The organism is Verrucosispora sp. WMMD1129, assembly GCF_029581255.1.
Taxonomy (GTDB): domain Bacteria; phylum Actinomycetota; class Actinomycetes; order Mycobacteriales; family Micromonosporaceae; genus Micromonospora; species Micromonospora sediminimaris.
This window is the reverse complement of the sequence record NZ_CP120741.1, coordinates 3,518,580-3,537,533: the sequence shown is the minus strand read 5'-3', so window position 1 is coordinate 3,537,533 and position 18,954 is coordinate 3,518,580. Positions and strand designations below refer to the sequence as shown.

At 71.3% G+C, this 18,954-nt stretch carries 18 protein-coding genes, 1 tRNA gene and 1 pseudogene; 9 read left to right on the top strand and 11 right to left on the bottom strand.

The genetic code is table 11. The features are described 5' to 3' along the window. Window positions 1–22 precede the first annotated feature (22 nt). Complete coding sequence (locus O7624_RS16480; RefSeq protein ID WP_282240656.1) at window positions 23–739, top strand: hypothetical protein; 717 nt, start codon at window positions 23–25, stop codon at window positions 737–739. Between the two features lie 13 nt (window positions 740–752). Here the strand turns inward: O7624_RS16480 and O7624_RS16475 are convergent, their stop codons facing one another. Then, the gene (locus O7624_RS16475) at window positions 753–2,579 is read right to left on the bottom strand and encodes a hypothetical protein (protein WP_282236414.1); all 1,827 of its coding nucleotides are present in this window, start codon (window positions 2,577–2,579) and stop codon (window positions 753–755) included. A gap of 214 nt (window positions 2,580–2,793) precedes the next feature. On the opposite strand from O7624_RS16475, the gene O7624_RS16470 reads away from it, so the two are divergent. After that, window positions 2,794–3,504, top strand: coding sequence for a class I SAM-dependent methyltransferase (locus O7624_RS16470; RefSeq protein WP_282236413.1), 711 nt, complete (start codon window positions 2,794–2,796; stop codon window positions 3,502–3,504). A 97-nt stretch (window positions 3,505–3,601) separates the two neighbouring features. On the opposite strand, the gene O7624_RS16465 is transcribed toward O7624_RS16470, so the two are convergent. Further along, a complete protein-coding gene (locus O7624_RS16465) occupies window positions 3,602–4,135 on the bottom strand; it encodes a YbhB/YbcL family Raf kinase inhibitor-like protein (RefSeq protein WP_282236412.1) in 534 nt (177 codons plus the stop codon). Between the two features lie 149 nt (window positions 4,136–4,284). On the opposite strand from O7624_RS16465, the gene O7624_RS16460 reads away from it, so the two are divergent. Continuing rightward, window positions 4,285–4,452: a hypothetical protein gene (locus O7624_RS16460; protein WP_282236411.1), complete on the top strand. Its 168-nt coding sequence runs from the start codon at window positions 4,285–4,287 to the stop codon at window positions 4,450–4,452. 53 nt (window positions 4,453–4,505) lie between these two features. On the opposite strand, the gene O7624_RS16455 is transcribed toward O7624_RS16460, so the two are convergent. Beyond that, complete coding sequence (locus tag O7624_RS16455; protein ID WP_282236410.1) at window positions 4,506–4,883, bottom strand: MerR family transcriptional regulator; 378 nt, start codon at window positions 4,881–4,883, stop codon at window positions 4,506–4,508. A gap of 75 nt (window positions 4,884–4,958) precedes the next feature. Between O7624_RS16455 and O7624_RS16450 the strand changes: the two genes are divergently transcribed. Continuing rightward, entirely contained in the window at window positions 4,959–5,687 is a 729-nt protein-coding gene (locus tag O7624_RS16450) for an SDR family oxidoreductase (protein ID WP_282236409.1), read from the top strand. 58 nt (window positions 5,688–5,745) lie between these two features. Here O7624_RS16450 and O7624_RS16445 read toward each other — a convergent pair. Beyond that, window positions 5,746–5,832 (bottom strand) — tRNA-Ser (locus O7624_RS16445). Window positions 5,833–5,982: 150 nt separating this feature from the next. On the opposite strand from O7624_RS16445, the gene O7624_RS16440 reads away from it, so the two are divergent. Beyond that, on the top strand, window positions 5,983–6,960 hold the full coding sequence (locus tag O7624_RS16440) for an NAD(P)H-quinone oxidoreductase (protein ID WP_282236408.1): 978 nt from the start codon (window positions 5,983–5,985) through the stop codon (window positions 6,958–6,960). Between the two features lie 46 nt (window positions 6,961–7,006). On the opposite strand, the gene soxR is transcribed toward O7624_RS16440, so the two are convergent. Then, window positions 7,007–7,444 (bottom strand): redox-sensitive transcriptional activator SoxR, encoded by a 438-nt coding sequence (gene soxR / locus O7624_RS16435; protein ID WP_282236407.1) that lies wholly within the window; start codon window positions 7,442–7,444, stop codon window positions 7,007–7,009. 46 nt (window positions 7,445–7,490) lie between these two features. Here soxR and O7624_RS16430 point away from each other — a divergent pair, with 46 nt between their 5' ends. Both O7624_RS16430 and O7624_RS16425 read left to right on the top strand, forming a co-directional pair. Next, window positions 7,491–8,216 carry a transketolase gene (locus tag O7624_RS16430; protein ID WP_282236406.1) on the top strand — a complete coding sequence of 242 codons (726 nt, stop codon included), beginning with the start codon at window positions 7,491–7,493 and terminating at the stop codon, window positions 8,214–8,216. 2 nt (window positions 8,217–8,218) lie between these two features. Continuing rightward, window positions 8,219–9,106, top strand: a complete 888-nt coding sequence (locus O7624_RS16425; protein WP_282240655.1) for a transketolase — start codon at window positions 8,219–8,221, stop codon at window positions 9,104–9,106. 96 nt (window positions 9,107–9,202) lie between these two features. Here the strand turns inward: O7624_RS16425 and O7624_RS16420 are convergent, their stop codons facing one another. Then, a complete protein-coding gene (locus O7624_RS16420; protein WP_093410897.1) occupies window positions 9,203–9,907 on the bottom strand; it encodes a glycosyltransferase family 2 protein in 705 nt (234 codons plus the stop codon). 106 nt (window positions 9,908–10,013) lie between these two features. Here O7624_RS16420 and O7624_RS16415 point away from each other — a divergent pair, with 106 nt between their 5' ends. Continuing rightward, complete coding sequence (locus O7624_RS16415; RefSeq protein ID WP_282236405.1) at window positions 10,014–12,284, top strand: hypothetical protein; 2,271 nt, start codon at window positions 10,014–10,016, stop codon at window positions 12,282–12,284. A 199-nt stretch (window positions 12,285–12,483) separates the two neighbouring features. Beyond that, complete coding sequence (locus O7624_RS16410) at window positions 12,484–14,082, top strand: ricin-type beta-trefoil lectin domain protein (protein ID WP_282236404.1); 1,599 nt, start codon at window positions 12,484–12,486, stop codon at window positions 14,080–14,082. A gap of 80 nt (window positions 14,083–14,162) precedes the next feature. Here the strand turns inward: O7624_RS16410 and O7624_RS16405 are convergent, their stop codons facing one another. From O7624_RS16405 to O7624_RS16385, 5 genes and pseudogenes are all read right to left on the bottom strand, one after another. Further along, entirely contained in the window at window positions 14,163–14,654 is a 492-nt protein-coding gene (locus O7624_RS16405; protein WP_232511466.1) for a hypothetical protein, read from the bottom strand. A gap of 202 nt (window positions 14,655–14,856) precedes the next feature. Continuing rightward, window positions 14,857–16,244: pseudogene (locus O7624_RS16400) on the bottom strand (HAMP domain-containing sensor histidine kinase). Beyond that, the gene (locus O7624_RS16395) at window positions 16,237–16,929 is read right to left on the bottom strand and encodes a response regulator transcription factor (RefSeq protein WP_093410756.1); all 693 of its coding nucleotides are present in this window, start codon (window positions 16,927–16,929) and stop codon (window positions 16,237–16,239) included. The pseudogene O7624_RS16400 and the gene O7624_RS16395 overlap by 8 nt, the downstream one beginning before the upstream one ends. A gap of 70 nt (window positions 16,930–16,999) precedes the next feature. Beyond that, window positions 17,000–17,509 (bottom strand): hypothetical protein, encoded by a 510-nt coding sequence (locus O7624_RS16390; RefSeq protein ID WP_282236403.1) that lies wholly within the window; start codon window positions 17,507–17,509, stop codon window positions 17,000–17,002. Window positions 17,510–17,684: 175 nt separating this feature from the next. Next, window positions 17,685–18,857 (bottom strand): acetyl-CoA C-acyltransferase, encoded by a 1,173-nt coding sequence (locus O7624_RS16385; RefSeq protein ID WP_282236402.1) that lies wholly within the window; start codon window positions 18,855–18,857, stop codon window positions 17,685–17,687. Between the last annotated feature and the right edge of the window lie 97 nt (window positions 18,858–18,954).

The window sequence follows — 18,954 nt, the reverse complement described above, 5'->3', positions numbered from 1 at the left end:
GGTCACCGCGACCCTGCGGGCCATGTTCGGCACCGACGACCTTCCCGGGCTGGCCCCGGGCCTGCTGGTCGCCGACGAGGCCGGTTGGGCCCCGGCGACCGCCCTGACCGGCACGCGACTGCCAGAGCTACTCGAATCGGCGGTCCGGCTGTGGGGTGGCACCCCACACGCCTCCGCCGCGCTCGCCTGGAAGGCGTACAGCTACTGGGCGGCGCTCCCGGTGGTGCTCGGCTGGGCCGCCGCTCGGCGAGTGCCGCTGCTCGACCACACCGAGGCACTGATCCACTTCGCCGATCGGCGCGCCCTGGTGACCGTCGGCCTACGCGAGTCGATCCCGGTCGCGGTGCTGCCCAACGATCCGCTGGCGCTCGCCGGGCTGCCCCAGGTCCGAGTGGTGGCCGACGAGCGGGAGTTGCTCGCCGCACTGCGCGCCACGCTGCTGGACGGGCACCTGTCGCCGGTGATCTCCGCGATCCAGGGCGAGGTCCGCATCGGTGCCCGCACCCTCCTCGGCTCGGTGGCGTCCGGCGTCGCCCACGGGCTGCTGCGGGCCGCCGACGGCTTGCCCGGTTCTGCGGTCGAGGCGATCGACACGCTGCTCGACGCGCTCGGCCTGGCCGACCTGGTGGAGCTGGTGCCCGGCCCGAACGGCGAGCCGATCGTGCAGCGCCGCACCTGCTGCCTGGCCTTCACCCTGCCCCAGCCGAAGGTCTGCCAGGGCTGCTGCATCCGCAGCTGAGTCGGCCCGTCACTCATCCCGTCAGCGGGCGCACGTCCCAGATCCAGACACCACCGGCGTATCCGGGTTCGATGCCGGTCAGCTCGGTCATCCCGGTACGCAGGGCGCCGGCGTGTTCGTGCGGCCCAAGGATCACCACGCCGGCCCGCCAGTACCGCAGGTCCTCCACCGCCTCCCGGCGGGTCCACTCGGTGATCGGCGGCACCTCGCCGGTGCGTCGGATGGTGCCGAAGAAGGTGCTGGTGGGGCGCGGGGGCGCGGAGAAGAGGGCGACCCGGTTCCGGCCCGGCCGGGTGTCCGGTCCGAGGAAGTAGCCACGAGCGATCGGCATCTCCTGGCGGGTACGGGCGGACCAGCGCAAGGGCTCGGCGTACTCGGTGTCAGGCAGCGGCAGGGTCACCACGCTGCGCCCACCGGTGAGGTAGGGACGCCAGGCACCCGAGGTGACGAACTCGGGCACCGGTTCGAGCCGTTTCGTCGGCAGCGGGGTGGGCAGCACCGGCACCAGCGCCATCGCCAGTCCGGTCGCTGCCGCGAAGCGGATCTGCGACCGGCGGTCCGGATACCGGGCCGTCAACTCGCGGACCTTCGCCGCGCCGTACGCCAGGATCAGCCCGATGATCGGGGTGATGGCCAGCGCCCAGCGGGTCGGCACCACCGAGTGCAGCACCGGCAGGTCCTCCAGCAGCGCCCACGGCCCGGGCACCCCGGTTCCGCGACGGTCGAAGCGGATCTCCCGGCCGAGCGAGAGCACCGCGAAGAGCAGCCCGAGCACGGCCAGACCGATCACCACGGCGCTGCGCCGCAGCCACCACACCAGCGCCACCACGAGGATCACCAGCGGCCAGCCGAAGAAGGCATTCTCCTCGGTCGGGTTCTTGGCCAGTCCGGCGGCGCTGCGGGCGTCACCGGCCAGCGACTCGCGGGAGTAGGCGAAGTACGAGGCCAGGTCCGTGGAGTAGCCCCGGATCAGCCAGGGCAGCCCGTGGTAGGCGCCGGGGCCGAAGAACTGCACGTACAGCGGGTAGGCCAGCAGCACGGCGGAGACCACGGCGGCCATCCCGAGCCCGGCGGCGAACGGTCGGACCCGGGCCCGCAGCTCGGGCCGGCCGATCACCAACGCGACGACCACCACGGCGAGGCCGATCGCGGTCATCAGCAGGATCTCCAGGTTCAGAAACGCCTGCCAGACGATCACCAGGGCCAGCAGCAGACCGTTGCGCAGCCACCGCCCGGGTTCGGCGAGCCGCAGGGTACGCCAGATGATCAGCGGCACCACGTACTGCGACACAATGTTCGGATGCGCATTGGCGTGGGAGACCATGGCTGGGGCGTACGCGCAGAAGGCGGCCCCCAGCCAGGCCGGCCCGCGCGAACCGGGCACCACCACCCGGGAGATCAGGAAATACCAGGCGGTGGCGGTGGCGATCATGCCGAGGGTGAGAAAGAGCAGGAACGCGGCCCGAGTGCCGAACAGCAGGGTTATCGGAGTCATCGGCAGCGATACGGACAGAACAGACGTATTTGCTATCAAATTGACGGATTCCGGGACATTCATCCGGTCCGACGAGAACGGATAGGCCAATTCCGTGACAACCCGGGCACCATGCGCGAACATCCATTCGAATTGCGCCATGTCGGTCGGATTGTCGCGAATACCATCGCCAGGATTCAGCCACATCCGTCCGGTGACCCAGAAGCCGAACGCGGCGAAGCTCGCCACCGCCAGGGCATCCTTCCATCGCCCCGAGCCGCCCTCGCCCCGTACGCGTCCCGACTGGACCGCGGCACTTCCCGCCTCGGACTGCGCGTCAGGTCGGCCCGAATCGGGAGTAGTCATAACAATTCGCAGCGTAGTCGGCCCATGTGGTCAACGTGCAGGGTTCGGGGCGCTGGCGTAGTATCGGTCAAGTTCTCTGGCTATCACCGATCGTGCACCCCCACCCCCGACCGCTAATTCGGCCATCACGGGCCCCGATATCCCCGCCGTCCGGGCGGATGGTTCACTCAGTCGGTCCCGGCACGGGTCGAGTCGTATCGTGAGGAATCGACGCATGGCAGAAATCACTGGGGATCAGCGCGTGCAGTCCGAGGTCCTGGAGGGCCTCGCCACGGCGGTCAATCACCGGCGCTGGTTCGTCGAGCTGGCCGTGCCCTACCTGGGTGACAACCCCATCGAGATCGGTAGCGGCCTCGGCGACTACGCCCTGGAGTGGAGCGAGAACTTCCCCCGGTTCACCGCCACCGAGGCCGACCCGGACCGCCTGGTGGCCCTCAAGGAGCGCCTGGCTGACCGGCCCTCGATCGAGGTACGCCAGATGCTGCTGCCCAACCCCGAGCAAGGCGACTACAGCGCTGCGGTCTCCTACAACGTGCTGGAGCACATCGAGGACCACGTCGGGGCGCTGCGCAGCATGGGCCAGTTGGTCCGGCCCGGCGGAGCCGTCGTGATCATCGTGCCGGCGTTCCAGTTCGCGATGAGCCCGGCGGACATCGCCACCGGCCACGTCCGGCGGTACACGAAGAAGACCCTGGCCGACGCGATGACCGAGGCGGGCCTGCGGGTGGAGAAGATCCACTACGCGAACGCGCTCGGCCTGATCGGCTACTTCATGGCCACGAAGGTCTTCCGGCTGATGCCGAAGGAGGGCCCGATGGTGAAGGTCTACGACACCCTGGTCCTCCCCGCCACCAAGGCCGCCGAGCAGCTGGTCCGACCGCCCTTCGGCCAGTCCGTCTTCGCCGTAGCCCGTACCCCCGGCTGACCAACCCCCGGCTGGTCCCGACGCAGCGTCCCCGTTGACCATGAGGTTGGCGGCACTTCAGAGCCAACCTCATGATCAACCTGGGAATGGGGGCGGGTCAGCCGGCGATCTGGTAGGTGGGGCGGGTGGTGGCTCGGGCCAGGGTGTGGAAGGCCAGGTTGAAGCCGACGTAGGCGGGGGTCGCCTCCGGGGTGACGTCGAGACGTTCGACGTCGAGGGCGTGCACCGCGAAGACGTACCGGTGCGGGCGGTCACCGGGCGGCGGCGCGGCACCGCCGAAACCGTGCTCCCCGTAGTCGTTGCGTACGGTGAATGCGCCCTTCAGGTCCTGTTCGGCCGCGCCGCGTGGCAGTTCCGTCACGTCGGCCGGCAGGTTGACCAGCACCCAGTGCCAGAAGCCACTGCCGGTCGGCGCGTCCGGGTCGAAACAGGTCACCACGAAGCCCTTGGTCTCCGCCGGGAAGCCCGACCAGGCCAGGTGCGGCGAGACGTTGTCGCCACCAGTGCTGCCGTGGGCGTGAGCCGCGTCCATCGGCTCACCGTTCCGCACATCTTCACTGGTCAGCGTGAAGGAGGCGACGGTCGGCAGCAGCTCGTACGGGTCCGGAGCGATGGGACGTTCCAGGGTCATCGACACAGGTCCTTCCGGTGGAAGTGGTGTTCTGCGCCCCTTTCATACCCTGTGACGCGCTGACATTCGACAGAACCGGCCCCGAGTCCGCCGTAACCGAGAGCACCTCACAGCGGTTGTCACCCTGCAACATCTAGCGAAGGAGTCTCTTGGCCGGGGTCTGGCGTGACTTCATCACCGCCGTCGTCGATGCCGTGCGTCGACGGGACGAGGCGGCCCTCAGCGACGAACGCCGCCGGGCACTGGACCGGCTCGCCGACGAGAAGATCCGCGAGGAGCAGCGGAAACGCCCTCCGGAAAGCAGCTCAGGCGGCTGAGGGTCACCTCGACCTGCCGCCCCTTGTCGCTGGCACGACCCGACCGGCAGCGCCTACGGATGCTCGTCGGTGATCGCGATGACCTCGTCGAGGCGGTCCAGAGCCGCCTGCAGGTCGTCGACCTTGGCCTGGATGCGGTCGCGCTCGGCGCGCAGCATGGCTCGCTGCTCGGCGTCGGTGTGCCCGGCCTTCCAGCAGGGCAGCAGTTCCGCGATCCGCTGACTGGTCAGGCCGGCTGAGTACATCTGCTGGAAGAAGCGCACCAGGGTGATGGCCTCCGGCCGGTAGCGGCGCTGGCCGGACGGGCTGCGCTCCGCGGTGAGCAGCCCCTGCTGCTCGTAGTAGCGCACGGCGCGTACCGAGACGCCGGCGGCCCGCGCCACCTCGCCGATGCGGATGAGCCGCTCGGCTGCGGTCCCCGTGGCGGTCATGGTGACTCCTCTCACTCCGGCGCTGACGCGCAGCACTTGCCTCTGACGTCAACGTCAGGTTCTAGCGTAGCGGGCATGGATATCAACAACTCGGTTGCCCTCATCACCGGAGCCAATCGCGGCCTGGGCCGCGCCTTCGCCAAGCGCCTGCTCGAACGGGGCGCCCGCAAGGTCTACGCGACAGCCCGCCGACCGGAGACCGTCGATCTGCCCGGGGTCGAGGTGCTGCCGCTCGACATCGCCGACGCCGCCTCCGTACGCGCCGCCGCCGAGGCCGCCCCGGACGTCTCGCTGCTCGTCAACAACGCGGGCATCCAGACCGGCACCGACCTGGTGACCGGCTCACTGGACACGGTGCGGCACGAGCTGGAAACCAACGTGCTCGGCCACCTGGGAATGATCCGGGAGTTCGCGCCGGCGCTCGCCCGCAGCGGCGGGGGCGCGATCGTCAACGTCCTCTCCGCCATGTCGTGGTTCGGGGTCAGGGGCGCCAACGCCTACCACCTGACCAAGGCCGCCGCGTGGGCCATGACCAACGGCGTTCGCCTGGAACTCGCCGAGCAGGGCACCCTCGTGACTGCGGTCCACCTCGGCCTCGCCGACACCGACATGTCCGCGGACTGGCCCGTGGTCAAGATCGCACCGTCGGATCTGGCCGACGCGGCGCTCGACGGCGTCGAGGCGGGATCCGCCGAGGTCCTCGCTGACCAGTGGAGCCGGGACGTCAAGTCCCGACTGACGCTGAGGCCGGAAGAGTTCAACGCCGCGATGGATCGCGCCTTGGCCGCCCTGACGGCAGCCTGAGCCGCTCTCCACGAGCATCCGGACCGCCGCTGGGAATCCTGCTCGCGGTGCAGGTGGGCGGAGGGTGTGGGATTCGAACCCACGAAGACATTGCTGCCTTACCGGTTTTCAAGACCAGCGCCATCGGCCACTAGGCGAACCCTCCTGGACCACGCGGTGCGTGGCCGTGCCTAGTCTGCCACGCCGCGTACGTCAGCGAGCGGCCGAGCCACCCGGTGCGCCGTGACCACTGGCGGTGGGGGGTGGCCCGGGGTCGCCGACGTGGAGTAGGCCCGGGATCGGGTAAGACTGGGCCATGCGAGCGATCACCATTGCGGAGCCCGGCGGACCTGACGTACTGAGCTGGAGCGAGGTGCCGGACCCGCAGCCGGGTCCGGGTGAGGTGGTCGTGGACGTGCGGGCCACCGCGGTGAATCGGGCCGACCTGTTGCAGCGGCAGGGGCACTATCCGCCTCCGCCGGGCGCGCCCGCGTACCCCGGGTTGGAATGCTCGGGGGTGGTCAGCGCGACCGGTCCCGACGTGGCCGGCGTGCGGGTGGGAGACCAGGTCTGCGCGCTGCTGGCGGGCGGCGGGTACGCCGAACGGGTGGCCGTGCCCGCCGGGCAGTTGCTGCCGGTGCCGGCCGGCGTCGATCTGGTCGACGCCGCCGGGTTGCCGGAGGTGGCGTGCACGGTCTGGTCGAACGTGGTGCAGGTGGCCCGTCTGACGGCGGGAGAGACGCTGCTGGTGCACGGCGGTGGCAGCGGAATCGGCACGTTCGCGATCCAGCTCGGTGCCGCGCTCGGCGCGACAGTGGTGGCGACCGCACGGGCCGCCAAGCACGAGCGGCTGCGTGAGCTGGGCGCCGACCTGCTTGTCGACTACCGGGAGCAGGACTTTGTCGAGGAGGTTCGGCAGGCCACCGACGGCCGGGGCGCGGATGTCGTCCTGGACATCATGGGCGCGTCGTACCTGGGGCGGAACGTGGCCGCCCTGGCCGCCGACGGGCGGCTGGTGGTGATCGGCATGCAGGGCGGCCGCAAGGGTGAGTTGGATCTGGGTGCGCTGTTGGCCAAGCGCGGCACGGTCGCGGCCACCGCGCTGCGCTCTCGGCCGTTGGAGCAGAAGGCCGCGATCGTACGCGGGGTACGCGAACAGGTCTGGCCGCTGGTCGAGGCGGGCCGGGTGCGTCCCGTGATCGACCGGCGGCTGCCGATCATCGACGCGGCGCAGGCGCACCGGCTCGTGGAGTCGAACGAGCACGTCGGCAAGGTGCTGCTCACCGTCGGCTGAGCCTGATAACGTGCCGGCCACCGACACGGGCAGCCGGCCCGGGAAACTAGCCGGGCAGTACGAGTCGGGCGCCGGGGCCCTCACCGCCCAGATTGTCCTCCGGGTTGTAGAGGGTGCAGCGGCGCAGCGAGAGGCAGCCGCAACCGATGCAGGCGTCCAGGTCGTCGCGGAGCCGACTCATCAACCTGATCTTTTCGTCCAGCCGGGCCCGCCAGGTCGTGGAGAGCTTGGCCCAGTCCTCGGCGGTGGGGGTACGGGCGGCCGGCAGCGAGTCGAGCGCGGCCCGGATCTCCTCCAGCGAGATGCCTACCTGCTGGGCGATCCGGATGAACGCCACCCGGCGCAGCTCAGTGCGGTGGTAGCGGCGTTGGTTGCCGCTGGTCCGCTCGGCCCGGATGAGCCCCAGCCGCTCGTAGTAGCGCAGCGCGGACTGTGCCACCCCGCTGCGGGCGGAGAGTTGACCGATGGTCAATGCTTCCTGCATCACGTCGCCTTGAGTTGAACCTCGCTTCAACTTGCAGGCTATCCGTATGACCACACTCGCCACCACGGCCCGGGTCGCCGAGGCCGCCGCGCCGCTCGACGGGCGCGATCCGGTCGCAGCCTTGCTGGAGCGCGTTCGCGCCGGCCGGCAGTTCGGTGCCAACGTCCTGTCCACCCTCGACGTGCTCGAGGTGCTCTACGACCGGGTGCTGCGGATCACCCCGGCGACCGTCGACGACCCCGACCGCGACCGTTTCCTGCTCTCCAAGGGGCACGCCGTAGCTGGCTACTATGCGCTGCTCGCCGCGAAGGGCTTCATCCCGCCTGACTGGCTGGACGACCAGGGCGGGCCGTCGAGTCGGCTCGGCGACCATCCCGACCGCACCCTGATCCCCGGCGTGGAGATCGGCTCGGGTTCGCTCGGGCACGGCCTGGGGCTGGGCGTCGGTACCGCCCTCGGGCTACGCGCCCAGGGCCGGCCCGAACCCCGGGTGTACGTGCTGCTCGGCGACGCCGAACTCGACGAGGGCTCCAACCACGAGGCGATCGCGTACGCCGGAGCGGTCGGCCTCGGCAATCTGACCGCGATCGTGGTGGACAACTCCTCCGCCACCCACGGCTGGCCGGGCGGAGTGGCCACCCGGTTCACGGTCAACGGGTGGACCGCCGCGACTGTCGACGGGCGGGACCGGGACGCCCTCCACCCGGCGCTGACCGGGCACCACGGCCACCGGCCGCACGCCGTCGTAGCGCTCGTCAGGGACGGTGAGTGATCGTGCGGGACACCTTCGTGGCCACCACAACCGCCTTCCTGGACGACCCGCGGACCGTCATCGTGCTGGCTGACATCTCCGCCGCGGCGTTCGCTCCGGCCGCCGCCCAACACCCCGACCGGGTGATCAACGTCGGCATCCGGGAGCAGCTCATGTTGGGAGTGGCGGGGGGCCTGGCACTGACCGGGCTGCGCCCCATCGTGCACAGCTACGCGCCGTTCCTCGTGGAGCGGACGTACGAGCAGATCAAGCTGGACCTCGACCACCAAGGGGTGGGCGCGGTGCTGGTCAGCGTCGGGGCGTCGTACGACCGCGCGGCAGCAGGCCGCACCCACCTCGGCCCGGCGGACGTCGCACTTGTCGACACCCTGCACAACTGGACGGTGCACGCCCCCGGCCATCGGGACGAGGTACCCGGGTTGCTGCGCGACGTGGTCTGCGGCCAGGACTCGGCATACGTGCGGCTCTCCACCCAGAGCAACGCGCAGGCGTACCCGGAAGCGGGCGACCTGCGGGTGCTCCGGGACGCCGGCCCGGGGGCGGCGCTGCTGGTCGCGGTCGGTCCCACGTTGGACGCGGCCCTCGACGCGACCTCGGATTTGCCGGTCACCGTGGCGTACACCCACCGCCCGCGCCCGTTCGACACCACCGGCCTGCGGGCGCTCGCGGACAGTGCGGTGATCCTGGTCGAGCCGTACCTGGCGGGCACCTCGACCCGGCTGGTCTCGGACGCGCTGGCCGACCGGCCGCACCGGTTGTTGGCGCTCGGGGTCCGCCGCGAGGAACTGCGGCGGTACGGTTCGGCGGCGGACCACGCGCGGTGGCACGGGCTGGACGCGACCGGGCTACGCCGCTCGATCACCGATTTCCTGTCGCCGGCGCTGGTCTGAGCGCGTGCCGGTCCGCGGCATGTCGCGGTCTCCGAGGCCGACGTACGGCCCGACATGCCGCAACCGGCGCCGGTCCCGTCGCAGCCGGCGGAACGGTCAGCGGGCCGAGGCGTCGGGGTTACGGCGGGTGCGCTCCCGGCCGAGGATCCAGATCGCCTCGACGCCGTCCCGCCAGGTGATCTTCTTGCCTTCCTCGCGCCCCCGGGCCCGGTAGCTGATCGGCACCTCGTACGGCCGGATGCGGCGACGCAGCAGCTTGCCGGTCACCTCGGCCTCCATGCCGAACCCTCGGGATCGGACGTCCAGCGAGCGGTACAGCGCGACGGGCATCAGCTTGAAGCAGGTCTCCAGGTCTCCGATGTAGGAGTTGAACAGCACGTTCGCCGCCATGGTGACGCCCTTGTTACCCATCACGTACCAGAAGCTGTAGGCGCTGTGGCTGCCGAAGGTGCGGTTGCCGTAAACCACCGTCGCCCGCCCGTCCAGCACCGGGGCGAGCAGCTTGGGGATGTCCTGTGGGTCGTACTCCAGGTCGGCGTCGAGGATGACCATGTACTCGCCCTCGGCGTTGGCCACCGCCGTGCGGATGGCCGCGCCCTTGCCCGCGTTGCGCTGGTGCGTGATGACCCGCAGCCGGGCGTCGTCGGCGCGCCCGAGGATCTCCCCGGTGCCGTCGCGGCTGCCGTCGTCGACCACCACGAGCTCGATCTCGCATGGGTATTCGACCGCCAGCGCCTGCTTGAGGGCATCCGCGATGCGTTCTTCCTCGTTGTAGACCGGCATGAGGATCGACAGCTTCACGGGAATCTCCACGAGGGCGGGTAACGTTTCGGCCATAGCCTAGCCCGGCAGGTCAGTCGAGTGGCGACGACCACCAATGGCGATCCACGGCCGGGCACTCAGGCTGATGGTGTTTACTTCCGCCATGTCGGCCGCCGGCTTCCCGTTCGTCCTGGTTCCCGTCGCCGCCCTCATTCTGCTCAGCGTGGCGTTACGACCACGCAACGTGGAGACCGCGGCGCCGCGGCGACTCGCGGCGCTCCGGGCGACCCTCGCCGTCGGTGCCTTCGCGGTGACCACCGTCGAGGTGCTGGGCGCGCTGCGGCTGCTCACCGCGCCCGCCTTCGGCCTGGCCTGGCTGCTCTTCCTCGCGGTGGCGGCAGCGGCCGCCGGGTGGCGCCGACGGGCCGACGCCACGGCTCGCAAGGCCGAAGTGCCTGCCAGGGTCCCGGTCGAAGGTGCCGGTGCCTCGTCACCGGACTCCCCCCACTCCATTCCGCCCGGACCAGCGGGCGTCCACGCGGAGCCGTCGAGCACGCGGGTCGCCACGGTCACCGTGGGACCGGACCGGCCGTCGACACCGTCCGGACCGGACCGACCGCTGGCCGGCGGCTGGCGCGACGCCGCCAGCGCCTTCTGGCGTACGGCGAGCCGTGGTGAGCGGCTGCTGGCCGGTACGGTCGCCGGACTGCTCCTTGTCGAACTGCTGATCGCCCTGCTGGCCGCACCCAACAACTACGACTCGCAGACCTACCACCTGCCCAAGGTGGAACGCTGGGTGGCCCAGGGCGACCTGACGTTCTGGGCGACCGCGATCCACCGCCAGGTGACCATTCCGCCGGGCGCCGAGTACCTGCTGCTGCACCTGCGGCTGCTCACCGACGGCGACGCGCTGCACCACCTGGTGCAGTGGGCCGCCGGACTGGTCTGCCTGCTCGCGGCCGCCCGGGTGACCGCGCAGCTCGGCGGCGGCCGGCGGGCCCAGTTGCTCACCGTGTTCCTGCTGGCCAGCACACCGATGGTGACGCTGCAGGCGACCAGCACCCAGACCGATCTGGTCTGCGCCGCCTGGGTGCTCTGCGCCGGCACGCTCGCGCTGGACGGGCTGCGCCACCGTGCGCACCTGGGTGACCTGCTGGTCCTCGGGGCGGCCACCGGCCTGACCGCGGTCACCAAGACCAGTGGCCTGCTCGCGGTCGGTCCGCTGCTGGTGCTCTGGGGGGTGGGCCAACTACGCCTGGCGTACGCCTACCGGCCGGCCACGCACCGCCGGACTCCGGTCGCCGGAATCAGTCGTACCGTCGGTGCCTCGGTCCTGATCCTGCTGGTCGCCGCCGCGGTGGTCGGCCCCTTCCTGGGCCGGGTGTACGCCGAGTTCGGCCACCCGCTCGGGCCGGAGCGGCTGCGCGAGTCGGTCCCGATGGAGCGGCACGACCCACCCTCGGTGCTGGTGAACGCGCTCCGGATCGCACACACCGCACTTGACACTCCGCTGGCACCGCTGCGCGAGGTGTCCGCCGAGGCGATCATCGGGGTGGCCGGACTGATCGGGGTCGACCCGCAGGACCGCGCGATCACGTTCGGGCGGGAGATCTTCCCGGTCGCGTCCTGGTATCCCGACGAGGACCGGGTTGCCTTCCCGCTGGCCGGTGCGCTGGCACTGATCGGTGCGGTGGCGGCGCTGCGTCGTCCGGCCCGGGTCAGTCCGGGCGCGGCGGGGGCGCTGCGCGGGTACGCCCTGGTGGTGGTCGTCGCCGTGGTGCTGCACACCGCGATGATCAAGTGGCAGCCGTGGGGGAACCGCCTGATCCTCTATGCCCTGGCGGCCTCGGTGCCGCTGGCCGGGCTCTGGCTCGACGCGCTCTTCCGTCGCTCGGGTCAGCTCGGCTTCCGCGTCCGCGATCGGCGCGGTGGCCCGGCGGACAGCTACGGCAGACGGCCCGTCGCCGCCGGACTCGCGGTGATGGTGCTGGCCACCTGCGCACTGGCCGGGGTGTTGTCGGTGTCGTACGGCTTCCCGCGCCGGCTGGTCGGCACGGGCTCGGTCTTCACCACTTCCGACTGGGAGAGCCGGTTCGTGCGGCGTCCACAGTGGGCGGATGAGTACCGGTGGGCCGCCGACGCGGTCCGGGCCGCCGACGCGCGCCGGATCGGGCTGTCCCAGCGCAACGACGACTGGGAGTACCCCTGGTGGCTGCTGCTCCGCGACGCGGACGGCACGCCGCCGGAACTACTGGCGCTCCAGTCGGTGCTGGACGACCGACCACCTGCCGATCCGGCCTCGGTCGACGCGATCCTCTGTGTCGGCAGCCGGAAAATCTGCACCGACCTGCTGCCCGCCGGCTGGCGGCTGGAGTTCCGCAGCTACGTCGGCTACGCCCTGCCCGAGCGGCGGTGACCGGGCAGCCGGCGGTGACCGGCAGGCGGCGGTGACCGGGCAGCGCGACACGCTGCGCGGTCCGGGCGGAAAAGGGGCCAATAGCCCGGTTCGGCGCAGCACGTAAGTATTCCGAGACGTATTCACATACCTGCATCGCACGCGTTACCGTCCGGTAACCCGATCGACGTCCCGCGATCGGACCGAAAGGAGTGCGTCGATGTCTGGTACCCACGCCAGGCGTGAACGGACACCTCGACGGCGCCTTGCCGAGGTCGCCGTCCTCGCCACCGCTCTCGTCCTGCCGATGCTGGCCACGGCCTCACCCGCCGCCGCAGCCGACCGTCCCGCCGTCCAGCCGCTCCCCGCCCACCTCGAATCCATCCGCGCCGCCGAGGCCACCGCGCTCTACGGCGCTCCCGGCATCCGCCCGCTCGACCAGCGCCGCACCGCACTGATCACCATGGGCGACAGCCAGATCTCCGGCGAGGGGGTCGGCAACTACGTACCCGGCACCCACCAGCCGGGCAACTGGTGCGACCGCTCGTACGACCAGGCGGTCTTCCGCACCGGCATCGCCGCCGACGAGCGCTACAACATCGCCTGCTCGGGTGCCACACCGTGGAATCTGATCGTCGGCGGTCCCACCCAGCACAACGAGTTGAACCAGGGCGACCATCTAGCGATCAAGGCACGCAACACGCACATCAAGCTGATCTGGGTGGTGGCCGGCGCGAACGGCGACGGCACGATCCAGTTCGGCCCGGTCGCCACCGACTGCGCCGTCCGCCGCGTCTTCTTCCAGGGCCCCTGCTGGCCCACCTACACCGACCAGTGGACGGTACGCACCGATGGCAGCCGCCGAGCCGTCGAGGAGGCACTCACCGACATCCGCCGGACCATGACGAACGCCGGCTACCTCGGCTCCGACTACGAACTGGTGTTCATGTCGTACTCCAGCCCGGCCAGCCCCGACGTGGAGGACAACCCGAACTTCCCCGGCTGGTACTCGGGCGGCTGCCTGCTCTACCTCGCCGACGCCGCGTTCGCCCGGAACAAGGCGGTGCCGCTGTTCGAGTCGGCGCTGCGGGCGGCGGCGGCCAACACCGGCACCCGCTACCTCGACGCCAGCCGCCTCTTCCACGGCCACGAGGTGTGCACCGACAACACCTCGGTACGCGGGCTCTACATCGAGGTGGGGATCTGGGACGAGAACGCGGCCCGCCAGTCGTTCCACCCGAACTACCGGGGACACGGCATGTTCGCCCAGTGCATCACCCAGTTCTACGCCTCCGGCCAGCAGCAGGGCACCTGCGTCGACCCGGCCAGCACCGGAAACGGCCAGCTCTACCCCGGACTTATGGAGTTCCGGCAGCTGCGCAACGCCGCCACCGGCACCTGCGTGGACGGCAAGGGGTACAACTCACGCAACGGCACGGCGCAGCAGTCGTACCGGTGCCATGGCGGGCGTAACCAGGGCTTCTGGTACGACCCGACCCGACAGTCGCTGCACTCCGAGCTCTCCCACGACCGCTGCCTGGACGTGGCCGGTGGTTCGCTGCGGTCGGGCACGGCGGTGAACATCCACGACTGCCATGGCGGCACCAACCAGAAGTTCACCATCTCCGGCAACCAGGTCCGCGCCGCCGGTGCCACAAACCTCTGCCTGGCCTTCGACAACCCGCTGCTCGGCACCCCCCGACTGCGCCTGGCCAACTGCTCCAGCAGTTCCCGGCAGCAGTGGTCGTTCGAGTCGCGGTCGTTCGCCCAGCCCGTCGGGTACGGGCGGGACGACTTCATCGGCTCCCGGGTCTACTGACGCCGCGGGCAGGCCGGCCCGCCGGGCCCGGCAACGGGGTGATCGCATCGATCACCGCGCCGGGTCCGGCGGGTCCGCTGTCACTTCTGGTTGAACGGGACGACGATCAGGCGAGCCTGTGCCTGCTCGCCGTTCACGGTGCCGGCCACGCCCAGCTTGGTGCCGACCTTGATGTCCGTGGCGGCGATCGACTTGCGCCGTTCGATCACCCGCAGTTCGTCGGTGAAGGTCCAGGTCCGGGTGAAGCCGTCGGTCGACTTGACCGTGATCTTGTCGTCGGCGAGGTCGGTCACCTCGCCGCGCTGCACGGAGACGGTCTTCGTGCCGCCGTCCTTGGTCTGCACCACGACGTCGCCGTGCAGGGTGTTCTTGCGCAGCAGCACCCGGGCTGCCCGACGCTTGCGCCACTCCTCGACCCGCTCCTTGCGCTTGTTCGCCGCGCTCGGGGTCGGCTCCACCGGCGCGGCCACGGTCGCGTCGGGATCCAGCTCTGCCGGGTCGAGACCGAGCGCGGCCAGTGCCTGGCCCTCCGCGCCCATCGCGGCGACCACCTCGACGGCGCTCTCCTGCATCGCGCCCCGCTCGGCCTGGCCCACCCCGCAACCGGCGGCGGCCAACGCGACCGTCACCAGCAGCGCGCCGGTGGCGGTGAAGGATCCCCTGCGTGCCATTCCTCGTCCTCTCGTCGGTGCCGGTCTGCCGGATCTCGTCGCGCCGCGTCACGGCCGGCGCGGATCCGTGCACCCAGCCTGGACCCGCCGGATGCGCCGACCGTCAGGCCGACGTTCGGATCAGGTAAGGAATCCCGGCAGCCGGATGGTGAACGCGGCCCCGCCCTCGGGCGCGTGCCCGGCGCCTATCTCACCGCCGAGCCGGCGGACCAGGCCGGCGGCGAGCGCGAGCCCGAGCCCGCTGCCGACCTTGCGTAGCCCTCGGTAGCGTTGGTGCAGCGCCCCGCGCTCGAAGGCCATCGTCAGGTCGTCGTCGGTCAGCCCCGGTCCGCCGTCGCGAACCTCGATCACGCCACCGGCGCCCGGGTCGGCACCGGCCGGTCGGACCGCCAGCACCACCGGCGCACCGGGAGGCACCACCCGCAGCGCGTTCTCCAGGAGGCCGTCGATCACCTGTCGGATCCGCCCCGGGTCGGTGTACGCCGGCACCGGCTGCCCCGGCAGCTCGACCCGGAACGTCACCCCTACCGAGGCGCACCGGTCCGCCCAGGTCCGACCGGCGTCAGCGGCCAGGCCGGCCAGATCCACCGGCACCGGTTCGAGGGGGAAGTCGACCGCCTCCAGGCGGGCCAGGGCGAGCAGATCGGTGACCAACCGGTCCAGGTGCTCCGCCTCGGCGAGCATGGTCCGGCCGGTGTCGGCCGCCGCCGACGATTCGATCACCCCGTCGGCCAGCGCCTCGGCGTAGCCACGGATCGCGGTCAGCGGGGTGCGCAGTTCGTGCGAGACGGAGAGCAGGAACTCCCGCTGTCGTCCCTCACTCGTGGCCAGCGCGGCGGCCAGCCCGTTCAACGCGTACGCCAGGTCGGCCACCTCGGCCGGCGACTCGACCGGCACCCGGACGCTGCGATCGCCGGCCCGCAGCCGGGTCGCGACGAGGGCCGCCCGGCGGATCGGCCGGGCCAGGCGCCGGGCGAGCAGGAGGCCCGCGACCGCGCCTGCCGCCAGCCCAGCCAGCAGCGGCAGCCAGAGGCCGCGCAGCACCTGACGCCACACTCCCGCCCCGAGCGGACGGGTCAGCACCACGCCGTCGCCGGCGGCCAGCGCCCGGCCCTCGACGAGTGCCCGTTGCCCGTCGACAAGCCGCCGGCCGGAGAAATTCCGCCCGTTGGACACCCGCTTCACCACCTGGGGAGGCAGGCCGGCACGGTCGACAGCACCACCCGAGATCAGGTAGATGGTGGTGCCCTGGTTGCCGAGTTGGCGGATCAACCGCTCGCCGGCCAGTTCCCGGACCCGACCGGGGCGTGCCCGCAGCAGCTCGGCGGCGACCTGGGCCTGCGCCGCGAGCGCCTGCCGGTCCCGCCGCTCGGCAGCGCGGACCGCCACCGGCACCGCGACCACCGCGGTGACCAGAACCGACACCAGGGCCACCGCACAGGTCACCAGCACCGCACGCGCGGTGAGCGTACGGCCGGGACGGTCAGCCATCGGCGGCGTACCCGACTCCGCGATGGGTCCGGATCACGCTCGCCGCGCCGAGCTTCGCCCGAACCTGCGCGACGTGCACGTCGACGGTGCGGGTGCCGGCGTGCGCCGCGTATCCCCAGACCGCGGCCAGCAGCTCCTCCCGCGAGAAGACCCGGCCCGGCCGGCTCATCAGGTGGGCCAGCAGGTCGAACTCGGTGGAGGTGAGCTGCACCGGGACGCCGTCGGCGGTAACCGACCTGCGGTCGGGGTCGACGGTGACCCGGCCGAGCACGACGGGCTGCGCGACGCCGCCTGGCGGGCCGGCGGCCCGGCGCAGCACCGCCCGCAGCCGGGCGACGAGTTCGCGAGGGCTGAATGGTTTGGTGACGTAGTCGTCGGCGCCCAGTTCCAGGCCGACGACACGGTCCACCTCGTCGTCGCGAGCGGTGAGGAAGATGACCGGCGTCCAGTCGCCGGCCTCCCGCAACCGACGACAGATCTCGGTGCCGGCCAGCCCCGGCAGGGCGATGTCCAGCACGCAGGCCACCGGACGCAACCGGCGGGCCGCCGCGAGGCCGGCACTGCCGTCCCGTTCGACGTGTACGCCGAAGCCGTCCCGGCTGAGGTAGAGCCGGACCAGGTCGGCGATGCTCGGTTCGTCCTCCACCACGAGCACCAGCCCGCGTTGCGGATTCTCGGCGGTCACTGGGCCATGATTGCCGATCGACGAGACCCGGCAGCGTCAGGCTGTGTTCGGATTCGGTAAGAAGACCCGGTCAGTGGGCCACGACGGGCTGGAAGGCACCCGGTCGGGCGACGGGCGCCTCGGCGACGGTGGCCACGATCCGCGGCTGTGCGCTGCGTACGCGGGTGCGGAAGGCGTGATTGAGCAACGCGTCCAGCTGCCACACCTGCTTCGGCTGCTGGGTACGGATCAGGAAGCGCTCGCGGATGCCGTCGATCGCGGTGGCGGCCAGCTCCACGCAGTGCAGGCGCGGGTCGGGGCTCCAGGTGACGTGGCTCAGCTCGCGGAGCTCCGTGTTGAGGTGCAGGCGAAGCCGATGCAGCACCCGGGTCTGCCGGGTGACCACCAGCCTCCGGTGGGTGAGCAGCAGCAGGTAATCCCCGTCGACCGGTCGGTCGGGCCGGCTGCACCGGGTTACCAGGATGGTGGCGTCGCCGGAGCCCACGCAACGGCGGAACACCGGCATGTGCCGACTGGCGGTCTGCACCGCCAGGCCGGCCTCGGCCGCAGCCGGAAGGAACGTTCGGGAGAAGACGTCCATGACCTGCCCAACGACCCTCCCCCCACGCTGACATGGCCGACGGACATGCTTTCTGCAATTTCCACCCCACCCCACCCACCCACCGGCCCGCCCGACCGAGTTGATCAAGAAGTTTTGGTCGCCTGAGCGCCGAACGGAGACCAAAACTCCTTGATCAACCGGGATCGGTGGGGGGTTAGAGGAGTTCGAGGATGGTGGCGTTGGCCATTCCGCCGCCCTCGCACATGGTCTGGAGGCCGTAGCGGATGTTGTTGTCGCGCATATGGGCGAGCATCGTGGTCATGATGCGGGCACCGGAGCCGCCCAGCGGATGCCCCAGGGCGATCGCGCCGCCGCGCGGGTTGAGCCGCTCCGGGTCCGCCTCGGTCTCCGCCAACCAGGCCAGCGGTACGGGGGCGAACGCCTCGTTCACCTCGTACACCCCGATCTCCTCGATGCCCAGCCCCGCGCGACGCAGTGCCTTCGCGGTGGCCGGAATCGGCGCGGTCAGCATGGCGACCGGGTCGTCGGCCGCGACCACGGCGGTGTGGACCCGGGCCAGCGGGCGTAGCCCGTGCCGGCTGGCCCACTCGCTCGTGGTGACCGCGAGTGCGGCGGCACCGTCGGAGATCTGCGAGGCCGAACCGGCGGTGACCACACCGTCGGGACGGAACGGAGTGGGCAACTCGCCCAGTTTCTCCAGCGAGGTTTCGCGCCGGATGCCCTCGTCGACCGCGAACTTGCCGCCGTCGGCGAGCGCCACCGGGGCGACTTCGGCCTCGAACGCGCCCGCGTCCTGCGCGGCGGCAGCCTTCTCGTGGCTGGTCAACGCGAACTCGTCGAGCTGGGTGCGGGACAGGCGCCACCGCTGGGCGATCAATTCCGCCCCGACGCCCTGGTTGAAGGGGAGCGGGGAGTCCTCGGCGACTCCCTCGACCCCTCGGTAGCGGGTCAGAATCTGCTCGCTGAACGGCATCCCACCGGCCACGCTGGAGCCCATCGGCACCCGGGTCATCGACTCGACGCCGCCCGCGACGACCAGGTCCGCCTGACCGGAGAGCACGGTGGCCGCAGCGAAGTGCAGGGCCTGTTGGCTGGACCCGCACTGCCGGTCCAGGGTGGTGCCGGGCACCGACTCGGGCCAGCCGGCGGCCAGTACGGCGTTCCGGGCGATGTTCCACGACTGTTCCCCGACCTGGGAGACGCAGCCCCAGACCACGTCGTCCACCTGAGCCGGATCGATCCCGGTGCGTTCGGCGAGGGCACGCAGGACGTGCGCGGACAGATCCACCGGGTGCACCGTGGCCAGGCTGCCCTTGCGCCGCCCGACCGGGGTGCGCACCGCACCGACGATAACCGCGTCACTCATGTTTACTCCCCGGTAACTTGGGCTGGTCCCGATCCTACGCCCACCCGGGTCGACCGCCACGCCCCCGCCCACGCGAACGCCGGGCGGCGCTCCGCGG

What these genes read in the sequence shown, in the direction of transcription:
- O7624_RS16385 (WP_282236402.1), bottom strand. Translation starts at nt 18,857, where the DNA reads ATGAGTGACGCGGTTATCGTCGGTGCGGTGCGCACCCCGGTCGGGCGG.
- soxR (WP_282236407.1), bottom strand. Translation starts at nt 7,444, where the DNA reads ATGCAGGAAGCATTGACCATCGGTCAACTCTCCGCCCGCAGCGGGGTG.
- O7624_RS16410 (WP_282236404.1), top strand. Translation starts at nt 12,484, where the DNA reads ATGTCTGGTACCCACGCCAGGCGTGAACGGACACCTCGACGGCGCCTT.
- O7624_RS16455 (WP_282236410.1), bottom strand. Translation starts at nt 4,883, where the DNA reads ATGACCGCCACGGGGACCGCAGCCGAGCGGCTCATCCGCATCGGCGAG.
- O7624_RS16450 (WP_282236409.1), top strand. Translation starts at nt 4,959, where the DNA reads ATGGATATCAACAACTCGGTTGCCCTCATCACCGGAGCCAATCGCGGC.
- O7624_RS16440 (WP_282236408.1), top strand. Translation starts at nt 5,983, where the DNA reads ATGCGAGCGATCACCATTGCGGAGCCCGGCGGACCTGACGTACTGAGC.
- O7624_RS16415 (WP_282236405.1), top strand. Translation starts at nt 10,014, where the DNA reads ATGGTGTTTACTTCCGCCATGTCGGCCGCCGGCTTCCCGTTCGTCCTG.
- O7624_RS16430 (WP_282236406.1), top strand. Translation starts at nt 7,491, where the DNA reads ATGACCACACTCGCCACCACGGCCCGGGTCGCCGAGGCCGCCGCGCCG.
- O7624_RS16390 (WP_282236403.1), bottom strand. Translation starts at nt 17,509, where the DNA reads ATGGACGTCTTCTCCCGAACGTTCCTTCCGGCTGCGGCCGAGGCCGGC.
- O7624_RS16470 (WP_282236413.1), top strand. Translation starts at nt 2,794, where the DNA reads ATGGCAGAAATCACTGGGGATCAGCGCGTGCAGTCCGAGGTCCTGGAG.
- O7624_RS16465 (WP_282236412.1), bottom strand. Translation starts at nt 4,135, where the DNA reads ATGACCCTGGAACGTCCCATCGCTCCGGACCCGTACGAGCTGCTGCCG.
- O7624_RS16480 (WP_282240656.1), top strand. Translation starts at nt 23, where the DNA reads ATGTTCGGCACCGACGACCTTCCCGGGCTGGCCCCGGGCCTGCTGGTC.
- O7624_RS16405 (WP_232511466.1), bottom strand. Translation starts at nt 14,654, where the DNA reads ATGCAGGAGAGCGCCGTCGAGGTGGTCGCCGCGATGGGCGCGGAGGGC.
- O7624_RS16475 (WP_282236414.1), bottom strand. Translation starts at nt 2,579, where the DNA reads ATGACTACTCCCGATTCGGGCCGACCTGACGCGCAGTCCGAGGCGGGA.